The following is an 11,959-nucleotide window of genomic DNA, read 5'->3' as shown; positions in this document are numbered from 1 at the left end:
GGACGGGGTACTTTTTCGGCTCGTGCTGGCTGAAAAGCCTCGGCTAGGACGCGCGGGGTGCTGAGTACATTTCCTCAATAACGGCGTCGAAGTCCTTCATGACCTGGGCGCGCTTGACCTTGAGTGATGGCGTCAGGTGACCTGAGGCTTCGGTGAAGTCCGCCGGCACGATCCTGAAAGACTTGATGGCCTCTGCCTGGGATACGGACTGGTTGGCCTTGCTGATGAGCTCCTGGACCGCTGCCTTGACCACTGGGTGGTCGGTGGCCTCGGCGACCGTGGTGCCGGCGGGGAGTCCGTGCCGGTCCAGCCAGCCCGGAAGCGCTTCTTCGTCCAAGGTGACCAGGGCGCCGATGAACGGACGGTTGTCTCCCACCACAAGAACTTGGGAAACCAGCGCATCGGCGCGGATCTGGTCCTCCAAGAGGGCAGGCACCACGTTCTTTCCGCCTGCAGTGACGATGATTTCCTTTTTGCGGCCCGTGATCTTGAGGAAGCCGTTGTTGTCCAGTTCGCCGATGTCGCCGGTGCGGAACCAGCCATCAGCAAACGTTTCGTCAGTGAGGTCTTCACGCTTGTAGTAGCCTCGCATGACGCAGACGCCCTTGGCGAGGATCTCGCCGTCGTCGGCGATCTTGACGGAGTTGCCCGGCAAGGGGGCACCCACCGTGCCGATCTTGATCATGGACGGTGTGTTCACGGAGATCGGCGCCGTGGTCTCGGTCAGGCCGTAGCCCTCCAGGATCTGCAGGCCGATGCCCTGGAAGAAGTGCCCGAGCCGTTCACCCAGCGGGCCGCCTCCCGAGACTGCGTGGGCAACATGTCCGCCCATCGCCGCACGGAGCTTCCCGTAGACGAGTTTGTCGAACAAGGCGTGCTTGAGCTTCAAGCCAAGTCCCAGCGAGCCGGACTCGCGTGCTTTCGAGTAGGCGATTGCAGTATCCACCGCACGGTGGAAGATGGCTCCCTTGCCGCCGTCCTCTGCCTTGGTCAATGCAGAGTTGTAGACCTTCTCGAAGACCCGGGGCACAGCCAGGATGAACGTCGGCTGGAAGCTCTGGAGATCAGCCAACAGGTTCTTGATGTCCGGGGTGTGCGCCACCTTCACCCCGCCTGCCACGGCAAGCACGGAAATAAAACGTGCGAAGACGTGGGCCAAGGGGAGGAACATGATGGTCTTGGCAGACTCGTTGATGATTTCCGGCAATGAAGCGCGGGCATTCTCGGAGAGCTCCACGAAGTTGCCGTGGGTCAGTTCGCAGCCCTTGGGCCTGCCGGTGGTACCGGAGGTGTAGATAATCGTGGCCAGATCCTTGAGCCCGGCTGAGGAACGGCGGGACTCGAGTTCGTCGTCGGGGACGCCTGCACCTGCAGTGCGTAGCGCATCGAGTCCGGCGCCTTCAAGCTGCCAGACGTTTGCCACCGATGTGATGTCCTCTGCGGTTACGGCCTGGCGGATGACGTCCTCATGATGCGCTGCTTCGCCAAAGGCTGCCACAGCGCCTGAGTCGCCGAGGTTCCATGCCACTTGTGAAGGAGACGACGTTTCGTAGATCGGGACAGAGACGGCTCCGGCAAACCAGATGGCGAAGTCCACGAGGGACCATTCGTACCGTGTGCGCGACATGATGCCCACACGATCGCCTACGCCGACTCCACTGGCGATGAGGCCCTTTGCCAAGGCCCTCACGTCTTGTAGGAAGTCCTTGGCACGGATGTCCTGCCACTGCCCATTGCCGTCCAACTTGGAAAACAGCGCAGGGTTGGATGCTTTTTCTGCCTCTCGGATCACGAGGTCCGTGATGTTGGTTTCCGGGGCGATGTTCACGAGGGGAGGAACACTGATTTCACGCACGGTAGCTCCTTTGATATCCACGGGCCACGAGGGGCTGCTTCCACTCTAGTATGCCCGCTCGTTGAGATGTGTTCTATTTCACCTACTGGCGAGTAACTTTACGAATGAGCCGTCATTTCAAGCAACTCGATGCCATCTATGCCCATGCGATGCCGGTGCTGCCCCGCCCCGCGGAATAGGATGATGGGATGCCCGCACTACGGTCCAGTTCCCTGGTCAGACCCAAGCCACCGGCCTCGGCATGGAGGGACGTGCCTTGGGCTGCCCGACGAAGCCATTTGGGCCGCCGCGGACTGGCGATCGGAATCGACATCGGCGGCACCAAGGTAGCCGCCGGTGTCGTGGACGCCGAGGGGCGGGTGCTCGCCGAGGCACGCAGGTCCACGCCAGGCGCGGACCCCCGGGCCGTCGAGCAGACCATAGTGGAGCTGGTAGACGAACTCAGTGCAGGACATCGGATCGCTTCTGTGGGTATCGGTGCCGCAGGATGGATGGACCTCGACGGCGGCACGGTGCTGTTCAGCCCCCATCTGGCCTGGCGTAACGAGCCACTAAGGGAGAGCCTCCAGAAGTTGCTGAGGCGTCCCGTCCTACTCACAAATGACGCCGATGCTGCGGCGTGGGCTGAGTGGCGCTTTGGCTCAGGCCAAGGTGAAAGCCGCCTGGTCTGCATCACCCTGGGCACGGGCATTGGAGGTGCCATGGTCATGGATGGCCGCGTGGAACGGGGACGCTACGGCGTGGCCGGGGAGTTCGGGCACCAGATCATTTTCCCCGGGGGACACCGCTGCGAATGCGGTAACCGCGGCTGCTGGGAGCAGTACGCCTCCGGCAACGCGCTGGGCCGTGAAGCCCGCCAGCTGGTACGGACCAATTCCCCCGCAGGCCGTGCTTTGTTGGAGAAGGCAGGCGGGACTGCAGAGAACCTGTCGGGCGCAGCCGTGACCTCGCTGGCACTTGCGGGCGATGCCACGTCCCGCGAACTCCTCGCCGACCAAGGCGAATGGTTGGGTCTGGGGCTGGCCAACCTCGCAGCAGCACTCGACCCCGGAATGTTCGTCATAGGCGGGGGACTGTGTGACGCCGGGGAGTTGCTCGCCGGACCTGCCCGCGAGTCATTCGCGAAGAACCTGACGGGGCGGGGTTTCCGTCCCATGGCAAGGATCGAGCTCGCGGCCCTCGGCCCGCGTGCGGGCATGATCGGCGCAGCAGACCTGTCACGCGTCAGCGGACGGGCGCGCAGCTAAGCTTGCCACGCTGGGAGCGGCTGTATGCCCCTAGAGGCGGGCGCCGTCGTCGTCCTCATTCTTTTCCTGCGGAAGCCGCATGATGAGGTAGATCACTGATGCGACGAAGATGGCGACAATGCCCAGAATTGCCGTCAACGGCGCGGACCGCCAGAACATGGCGGTAAAGAGCAAAGCGATGGGTCCGCCCACAGCGCCCACCCACGCCAGCATGACCAGCGGCTCAGTACCCGCGAGGCTGGGCGGATCCTCGGGAACGAAGGTGTGGTCCTCGTCCTCGACTTCGAAGTCTCGAGGTCCTGACGGCCGGATTCCGGCTTCGGCCCGGACTGCCGCATCAGGCTCCGGTTCCGTGGCAGGCGTGGACAACCCTAGTGGATCGAAGTCCTTGAAAGTCTTAGCGGACTCCGGCTGACGCTCGGCTTCAGAGCCCGGAGCCTCGTCGATGTCCTGCGGCTTTGCATGCGTCGGCGATTCCGCTTCGGGGCCCGACTGTGTGGCCTCCAGCCGGGCCACGAGATCCTGCCACACGGCGTCGTCGTCCTTGTTGGCGCTTTGATCAGCAGAATTGGGATCAGGCCTGTTCATGGGCTATGTCCTTTTCGGGGGAAAGCCCGTGCCCGGCCAAGGCCGCTACGGTCTTCTGGATAAAGTCGACAGTCCCGGAAAAAATCTCCGGAGCGTCATTATCAAGGGTGGCAACATGGTGGCTGTTGTGGAGGTAGCTGACATCCACCGGCGCCTGAACCCGGGACCGGAGGAACTCCAGGCTCGCATTCGAGATGACGTTGTCCACCGTTGACTTGTAAACCCGAACGGGCGAACTGATGCGGGGCAGGATGGCCGCGGTGTCCTTGTACATCTTCTTGAGCTGGTGGGCGGCAGCAACGGGCGTCCGGGCGTAGGCACCCTCGTCCTGGTCCGGTTTGAGGATGTCATTGGCGATGGCCGGAGTCGTCTTCACCACATACTTGAGGGCAGCGACGATGACAGCCCGCGGATCGTCCAGGACCAGTCCAGGGTTCACCACCACTGTCCCTGCAATGGGACGCGTGGCTGCTATCCGCAAGGCCAGGGTTCCGCCCATGGACAAACCGGCAGAGAAGACGTAATCGCACTCGGAAGCCAGTTCCAGGTACGCATCATCCACGGCACGGTGCCACTCCCGCCAGGAGCGGGTGGCCATGTCCTGCCACGTGGTGCCATGGCCGGGCAGCAGCGGCAGCCTGACGGCGTAGCCGGACGCAGCGAGGTGTTCGGCCCACGGCCTGACGCTGTGCGGACTTCCCGTGAACCCGTGGGACATGACCACACCAATGCGCGGACCGGCACCCTTCCAGCTGCTGTGGAACGGCGAAAAGTCGGGGAGCATTTTCATGATGACTCTGAGGCTACTCTGTCCCCGGCATGCTGGCGGAAAAAGCCGGCCGATTCTTCAAAAATGGTGGGTGCATCAACATCCAGGGTGGCTACGTGTCCGCTGTGTGGAAGCGTGACCACTTTAAGGCGCGAGGAGTCGATGTACTTGCTGATGGTGGCCACTGAGCTCGGCGGGATGACGTCGTCAACCGAGGACTTGAAGACCAGTGCGGGAGCCTCCACATGTGGTAGCCCCCGGGTAGCTGCGCGGAAAAGTTTCTTGAGTTCGTGGACGGCCTTCAGCGGTGTCTTGGAGTAGTCACCTTCCTCGATCGTTATGGGCGCGGGCCTGTCCTCCACTATGGGGGTGGTAGTGGGCATGACGTACTTCAGCGCTCCGACGTACCGCACCCGGCGGTCGTAGAAGCTCAGCCCCGGGTTCACCAGGACCAGTCCGGGAACTTCATGGCGGGAGGCCACCCGCAGAGCCACGGCCCCGCCCATGGAGAGTCCAGCCACGAAACACGTCTCCGTTTGGGCTGCAAGGTCCAGGTAACTCTGCTCGAAGGTCCGGTACCAGTCCTGCCACCTTGTGGTGGCGAGGTCACGCCAACTGGTGCCATGCCCGGGAAGGAGGGGCACCGAAACTGCGAAGCCCTGCTTGGCGAGGTATTCGGCCCAAGGGAGGACGCTGAGGGGACTTCCAGTGAAGCCATGGCAGATAGCCACGCCGATGGATGCGTTGGCTCCGTGTCCGGCGTGGTGGAAAGCGAGCGGCGCGGCGGGTTTGTTGCGTTCCGTCATGCGTCCATCGTGTCACTGTTCCTGACATTTCTCACTGGAGTAGGGTTGCTGTTGAGTGCCGGCCGGGTTGCCCGGGTGCATGCCAACCAATCGGCCGTGAGAGGACAAACGTGTTCTATTGGGTCATGAAGAGGGTCTTTCTCGGTCCCATCCTCAAGCTCCTGTTCCGTCCCTGGGTGAAGGGACTGGACAACGTTCCTGAAAGTGGAGCTGCCATCCTGGCCTCCAACCACTTGTCCTTCTCGGACTCCATCTTCCTGCCCCTGATGGTTCATCGGCCTGTGATCTTCCTGGCCAAGTCCGAGTACTTCACGGGAAAAGGGCTCAAAGGCCGGCTGACCGCGCTGTTCTTCAGGCTGAGCAACCAACTTCCGATGGACCGTTCCGGCGGCGCGGCGTCGGAAATGTCCCTGCAGGCAGGCAAGGACGTCCTGAACTCAGGAGGCCTGCTGGGGATCTATCCGGAGGGCACCCGCAGCCCGGATGCCCGGCTGTACCGTGGCAAGGTGGGCGTGGCCAAACTGGCACTCCAAACACGCGTTCCGGTGGTGCCCGTAGCAATGATCGGGACGGAGAAGGTCCAGCCCATCGGCAAACGGCTGCCCAACATCCGCCGGATCGGCCTCATTTTCGGGCAGCCCTTGGACTTCAGCCGCTACTACGGCATGGAAGACGACCGGCTGATCCAGCGGGCTGTGACCGACGAAATAATGTACGAATTGATGCGGCTGTCCGGCCAGGAATACGTGGACGAGTACGCAGCGGTAGTCAAGGCCCAGTTGGCCGGCAAGGGCCCGGAACCTGTCCATAAGATCGAGGTTGCCGAAGACGCGACGTCAGACATCGCAGAGGACAGGGATGAACCCCGAGGCGACGGAAACGGATCAGCGGAGAAACTATGACGTAGGCGGCGGCATCGGTTACGGCTGCAGTCCCGCAACCTTGCCGGGGGCTACTACTCTTGAAGGGTGACTGAGCTAACCGCGAACACCGCACCCTCCGCAGCAGATCCTCTCGCAAGCACCGCCCAGAGCGGAGCAGCGAACTATCCCGGGCTCGACGCTTGGCGGGACCTGCCGATTTCCCAGCAGCCCACATGGTCCAACGCTGAAGTCTTCAAGGCTTCCGTCAAGGAGCTCTCGGTGGTGCCGCCCTTGGTTTTCGCCGGTGAAGTGGACGTCCTGAGGGAGCGCCTCGCCGCTGCTGCCCAAGGCAAAGCCTTCCTCCTGCAGGGTGGTGACTGCGCTGAAACCTTTGAGGCCGCTACTGCGGACAAGATCAGTGCCCGGGTCAAAACGATCCTCCAGATGGCCGTGGTCCTTACCTACGGTGCTGCCATGCCCGTCATCAAAATGGGGCGGATGGCCGGCCAGTTCGCGAAGCCGCGCTCCTCCAATGACGAGACCCGCGACGGCGTGACGCTTCCCGCGTACCGCGGCGACATCGTCAACGGTTACGATTTCACGCCGGAATCCCGCGCGCACGACGCCGGCCGGATGCTTCAGGCGTACCACACGTCCGCCTCCACGCTGAACCTCATCCGCGCCTTTACCCAAGGCGGCTTCGCCGATCTCCGCCTGGTTCACCAGTGGAACAAGGGGTTCACCGAGAACCCGGCACACGCGCGCTACGAATCACTGGCCCGCGACATCGACCGGGCCATCAGCTTCATGGACTCCTGCGGCGCCGACTTTGAGGCACTCAAGCGCGTGGAGTTCTTTGCCAGCCACGAAGCACTGCTTCTCGACTACGAACGCGCACTGACACGCATCGATTCGCGTACCGGCCTGCCCTACGACACGTCCGCGCACTTCCTGTGGATTGGCGAGCGGACCCGTGAACTGGACCACGCCCACGTTGACTTCCTGTCCCGAGTGCGGAACCCCATCGGCGTCAAGCTCGGCCCAACCACCAGCGGAGATGATGCCCTGCGCCTCATCGACAAACTGGACCCCAACCGCGAACCAGGCCGCCTCACGTTCATCACCCGCATGGGCGCAGGCAACATCCGGGAGAAGCTGCCGGCCGTCGTCGAACGCGTCACTGCTTCCGGCGCGCAGGTGCTGTGGGTGACCGACCCGATGCACGGCAACACGGTCACGTCGCCCAACGGCTACAAGACGCGCAACTTCGATGACGTTATTGACGAAGTGCGTGGATTCTTTGAGGTGCACCACGCCTTGGGTACAGTCCCGGGCGGACTCCACGTTGAAATGACCGGCGATGACGTCGCCGAGTGCTTGGGTGGCGCCGACCCGATCGACCAGGACGCATTCCTGGACCGTTACGAGTCGGTGTGCGATCCCCGCCTGAACCACATGCAGTCCCTTGAGATGGCCTTCCTGGTGGCAGGAGCCCTCTCCAAGCGGTAGAGACTCAAAAGGCGCGGTCCGGATTTCCGGATCGCGCCTTTTTTGTGGTGTTCTTTGTGGTTTTCCTAGACGACCGTCAGGGTGACCACTGAGTCTTCCGGTATCTCGGCATTCACGGGGTTCTGGTCCCGGACGGTGCCGAAGAAGCCACCCAGGATTTTATTGACCTCTACCTTGAAACCGAGCCGTTTCAGTTCCTTTTCAGCTTCATCGGCCTGCTTGCCGATGAAGCTCGGCACCTTCACCAACTTTGGTCCCTTGGATACAGTGAGCGTCACCACTTCGCCACGGACGAGGGTTCCATTCGCCGGTATCTGGGAAACAACGGCACCCTTGGGGACCGTCTTGTCATTCACCGTCTCCGGAGCGATAACTGCTTTCAGCCCGGCATCCTGAATGGCCTTGACGGCTGCGTCCTGAGTCAATCCGCGCACATCAGGAACAGGAATGGGTTGGGGTCCCTTGGAGACTACCAGCGAGACGGGGGTGCCATGCCTCACCTCGGCACCTTTGGCGGGGTCCTGCGAAATCACGACGCCGGCGGGAACCTTCTCGTCGAAGGCCTGCGTAACGTTGCCCAGGGCCATTTCGGCGGAATTCAAGGCAATTTTGGCCTCGTCCAAGGTGCCACCGGTCAGGCCGGGCAGGGCGAACAGCTGGGCCCCCTTGGAAACGAAAAGCGTGATGGGTTGGAACTTCCGGACCTCGGTGCCGGACTCCGGTTCGGTCCCAACGGTCAGCCCTGCAAGGATGTCGTCGTCGAAAACATCCTTCGGTTCCGATTGGAAGCCGGCGGTGCGGAGGAGCTGTTGTGCCTCGGCCACCGTTTTGTTCTTGACGTCAGGAACCGTTCCCGGCGATCCGGGCCCCATCCCGAAGAACCAACCGGCCGACGCGGCAAGCGTTGCAAGGATGACGATGACGATGGTCCAGATAATGCCGCGGCGTCGGGGGTTGCCCTCGCGTAGCGGGCGGCTCGGAGTGGCAGCGGCTCGTGCGCGGTCTTTGTTCTCTTGCCGTTCGAGTCTCTTCAGCTCCCGCTTGCCGGGCTGGCGCACGTCCAGATCGTTGCCCGGACCAACAGGGACGGCCTGCAGCCTGCCTGAAGCACCCGCAGCCATGATGGTGGTGGGGTTGCTCTGGTGCGAGATCAATTCCGTGGGCGAGGCAGTGGTGGCGATGGCTTCTGTGGGGTTCCCGCCGGGAATCCCTGATGCATTGGAAGCGCCAAACGCAGCGGCAGGCGCGGGGGAGCCGGGCAATCGGGACGACGCTTGCCTGCGGTCCAATTCCTCGTCTGTAAGCGTGGTGCGGATGTGGCGGAGCTCGGTCAGCAAAGCAGCACCGTCCACGGGCCTGTTCTCCGCATCTACCGCTGTGCACCACTGCACCAGTTCATCGAGGTCCTCGGCGAGGCCGGGAGCGGCGTCAGAAGGGCGCCCCACCACGGCATTGACGTGCTGGTAGGCGACCTGGATAGGGGAGTCTCCTGCGTAAGGTTGTTTGCCCGTCAACATCTCATAGAGCATGATGCCTGCCGAGTAGATGTCGCTGCGGGCATCGGCTGGTTGGCCGAGCACGAGCTCGGGAGCCAAGTAGGCCACAGTACCTATCAGGGCACCGGTACTGGTATTGGCGGAGATCGCCCTGGCCAGTCCAAAATCTCCAACCTTGATGCGTCCGTCATCTGCTATGAGGACGTTTTCCGGCTTGACGTCTCGGTGGATCAAGCCTGAGCGGTGGGCGGCAGCCAGGCCCTCAATGACGGGATCGATCAGCGCCAAGGCAAGGCGCGGCGGCAACGCGCCCTGTTCGTTAAGGGTGTCACGAAGGGTATGCCCCTTGACGTACTCCATGACCAGGTAGGCGATATGGCCATCCTCGCCTTGGTCGAGCACTCCTACGATGTGCGGGTGCGAGAGACTCGCGGCGGCTTTTGCTTCCCGGCTTAGACGCTCAAGGAATGTGGGATCGTTGGCGAGATGCGGGTGCAGGACTTTGAGGGCCACGTCCCGCTCCAGGCGCTGGTCCGTGGCCAGGTAAACAGTGGACATACCGCCCCTCGCCAAGCGGGAACGGACCGTGTATCGGCCGTCTACGGTTGTCCCGATGAGGTGGTCCTGCGTTGGTTCTTGCACCATACGATCCTAAACGAGGCAGGGAAGGGGCCCGAATCCACGACGGATTCGGGCCCCTTCAAAGGTGCAGTTGATGGCCTAGCCAAAGGTGCGCTGGCGGGCCTTGATCGATTCGACGTAACGCTTGGTGTCGTCGTACATGCCGTACTTACTGACCGAGTACTGGCCTTGGTAGTAGCCGGCAATCGCAGTGTCCAGGTCCTTGCTGGTAGCAATGAGGGTTCGGATGATGGCGACACCTGCCGTGGCGTTGTCGTACGGGTCCAAGAGGTTGAGTTTGCGACCCACAAGGTCGGACGCCCACTGGCCGGAAGAAGGAATAACCTGCATCGTGCCGATCGCATTGGCGGGTGAGACTGCCCGCTGGTCAAAGCCTGATTCCTGTTCGGCAAAGGCCAAAGCCAGGGAAGGACTGACGCCCATGCTCCGGGCCGTGTCAGCTACGATGCTCTTCATTTCAGCCCGGCTGGGCACAGGTGAGGCGTTGAGCAAGGCCTTGTTCTCGTTAGCCGAGCTGACAACTGCCGGCGGGTAGGTGAAGCCCAGGAAGGTGCTGGGTACCAAAGGCTTGGTGTCACCGGCCGGCTGCAAGCCTGCGGCGGGGATGGTGAGCTTCTGGCCCGGATAGATGACGGTGGTGGCTGTCACGTTGTTGTTGGCGGCCATCAAAGCAGCCAGGGAAACCCCGTGGCGGGAAGCGATGGAACTGAGGGTGTCGCCCGCCTTGATGGTGTAGGAACCTGTGCCGGCAAGAGGTGCGGGCGCAGGTGCCGGCGCCGGGGCTGCGGGCGCTGAAGGGACGGATCCGCCGCTGACCTTGATTTTCTGACCGGGATAGATGATGGAGCTTCCGTTGAGCCCGTTCCAGCTGAAGATGCTGGAGAGCGGAACGCCATGTTTGGCTGCGATGGCGCCTAGAGTGTCTCCGGCGACCACAGTGTAGACGGTTGCGCTGCCCTGGGTGCTGGGCGCACTGGGGGCGGTGGGGGCAGGCTGCGCGGGCGCTGCTGTGGCTGTGCCCTTGAGCTTGATGGTCTGTCCCGGGTAGATCAGCGTGGTGGCAGAGAGCTTGTTCAGCTGAAGAACGGCCGTGGTGTCCACATTAAAGCGACGGGCGATGGCGCTGATCGTATCGCCGCGCACGATCGTGTAAGTGTCCGGTACTGACGGAGCCATCGGGCGCAGGGCTGCAGGGAGGGTGGTGGCAACGGCCTGCGCGGGAATAACAGAGCCTACGTTGACTTCTTGCGCTTTCATGGCCGCAGCGAGCGTAGCCGGAATCTTTCGAGGCTGGGGCGCCGGTGTTGCCATGGACGGTTGGGCCAGGGCAAGCGAGGACAAAACCACGGCGGGAAGCGCAGCCGTGGTTGCCGCGATGACCGGCATGCTCATGGTTCGTTTCGGCGAGCGGGGCGTCGTCATGAAATGTGTCCTCATCTCAAACAGCGGTGGGGGGATTGTTGGCGCTGTTGTCAGTGTTACCAATGTTGCTGATGTTATCAATGATGCAAATGTGATCAGTGTGAATCTCTCACATTTAGTCGACGAGCACAACAATTCCTGTCAAACCGGACAAATGGCCACAATTGATATGGCCGAAATTGCGACCGGCAAAGCGCTCCGGAGGCATCGGCGTCGGACTCCGGCTATGCGCCGGGCGGGGCGGCGTGGCAACCTTGTTCCGTGAGTAATGTAGAAAGCCTTGTTTCCGACTGGCTGCCGCTGCCGGATGTTGCCGAACTGTTGGAAGTTTCCATCACCAAAGTCCACGGACTTCTGGATGAGCGTGCGCTTGTCGCCATCCGGCGGGGAGAACGGAATATCCGCTCAATCCCTGCCCTCTTTATCCAAGACGGGCATGTTGTAGACAGCCTGAAGGGAACCATTGCGGTTCTCAGCGACGCTGGTTACAACGACGAAGAACTGATCATCTGGTTGTTCACCCCGGACGAATCGTTGCGGGGCCGCCCCATTGACGCCCTGCGCGAGGGGCGTAAGACAGAGATCAGGCGCCGCGCCCAGTCACTGGCCTGGTAACAGCGCCTCCTAAGACAGCGCCTCCTGAACGGGAGGCCGGAAAATGCGGACGACGGCGGTGATTCACCGCCGTCGTCGCTGTATGTCTTGTTTGTGCTGGCTTTGTTTGTGCTGGCTACTTGCTACCGGCCAGCGGTTGTGCCGGTC

General features: G+C 62.3%; 10 protein-coding genes. 4 read left to right on the top strand and 6 right to left on the bottom strand.

The features are described 5' to 3' along the window. Positions 1–43: 43 nt before the first annotated feature. On the bottom strand, positions 44–1,855 hold the full coding sequence (locus tag M1D89_RS14950; protein WP_498644644.1) for an AMP-dependent synthetase/ligase: 1,812 nt from the start codon (positions 1,853–1,855) through the stop codon (positions 44–46). 188 nt (positions 1,856–2,043) lie between these two features. Between M1D89_RS14950 and M1D89_RS14945 the strand changes: the two genes are divergently transcribed. Then, a complete protein-coding gene (locus M1D89_RS14945) occupies positions 2,044–3,102 on the top strand; it encodes an ROK family protein (RefSeq protein WP_017200822.1) in 1,059 nt (352 codons plus the stop codon). A gap of 30 nt (positions 3,103–3,132) precedes the next feature. Here the strand turns inward: M1D89_RS14945 and M1D89_RS14940 are convergent, their stop codons facing one another. The 3 genes from M1D89_RS14940 to M1D89_RS14930 are packed head-to-tail and all read right to left on the bottom strand — an operon-like array spanning position 3,133 to position 5,265. Next, positions 3,133–3,690 (bottom strand): hypothetical protein, encoded by a 558-nt coding sequence (locus M1D89_RS14940; protein ID WP_498644641.1) that lies wholly within the window; start codon positions 3,688–3,690, stop codon positions 3,133–3,135. After that, positions 3,677–4,480: an alpha/beta hydrolase gene (locus tag M1D89_RS14935; RefSeq protein WP_498644639.1), complete on the bottom strand. Its 804-nt coding sequence runs from the start codon at positions 4,478–4,480 to the stop codon at positions 3,677–3,679. Before M1D89_RS14935 ends, M1D89_RS14940 begins: the two co-directional genes overlap by 14 nt. After that, positions 4,477–5,265, bottom strand: a complete 789-nt coding sequence (locus M1D89_RS14930) for an alpha/beta hydrolase (protein ID WP_498644637.1) — start codon at positions 5,263–5,265, stop codon at positions 4,477–4,479. Before M1D89_RS14930 ends, M1D89_RS14935 begins: the two co-directional genes overlap by 4 nt. A 110-nt stretch (positions 5,266–5,375) precedes the next feature. On the opposite strand from M1D89_RS14930, the gene M1D89_RS14925 reads away from it, so the two are divergent. Together M1D89_RS14925 and M1D89_RS14920 are read left to right on the top strand one after the other, a co-directional pair. After that, positions 5,376–6,167: a lysophospholipid acyltransferase family protein gene (locus M1D89_RS14925; RefSeq protein WP_498644635.1), complete on the top strand. Its 792-nt coding sequence runs from the start codon at positions 5,376–5,378 to the stop codon at positions 6,165–6,167. A 66-nt stretch (positions 6,168–6,233) separates the two neighbouring features. Continuing rightward, positions 6,234–7,637 carry a class II 3-deoxy-7-phosphoheptulonate synthase gene (locus tag M1D89_RS14920; protein WP_498644633.1) on the top strand — a complete coding sequence of 468 codons (1,404 nt, stop codon included), beginning with the start codon at positions 6,234–6,236 and terminating at the stop codon, positions 7,635–7,637. A gap of 65 nt (positions 7,638–7,702) precedes the next feature. Here M1D89_RS14920 and pknB read toward each other — a convergent pair whose 3' ends face one another. Both pknB and M1D89_RS14910 read right to left on the bottom strand, forming a co-directional pair. Continuing rightward, positions 7,703–9,778 (bottom strand): Stk1 family PASTA domain-containing Ser/Thr kinase, encoded by a 2,076-nt coding sequence (gene pknB / locus M1D89_RS14915; protein ID WP_498644631.1) that lies wholly within the window; start codon positions 9,776–9,778, stop codon positions 7,703–7,705. 75 nt (positions 9,779–9,853) lie between these two features. Next, positions 9,854–11,197: a lytic transglycosylase gene (locus M1D89_RS14910; protein ID WP_498644629.1), complete on the bottom strand. Its 1,344-nt coding sequence runs from the start codon at positions 11,195–11,197 to the stop codon at positions 9,854–9,856. Positions 11,198–11,458: 261 nt separating this feature from the next. On the opposite strand from M1D89_RS14910, the gene M1D89_RS14905 reads away from it, so the two are divergent. Beyond that, positions 11,459–11,812, top strand: coding sequence for an Rv2175c family DNA-binding protein (locus M1D89_RS14905; protein WP_017200830.1), 354 nt, complete (start codon positions 11,459–11,461; stop codon positions 11,810–11,812). The last annotated feature ends 147 nt before the right edge of the window (positions 11,813–11,959 follow it).

It is taken from the genome of Arthrobacter sp. D3-18 (genome assembly GCF_054408525.1).
The sequence above is the reverse complement of the archived record's forward strand: the minus strand, read 5'-3'. Positions and strand labels throughout refer to the sequence as shown.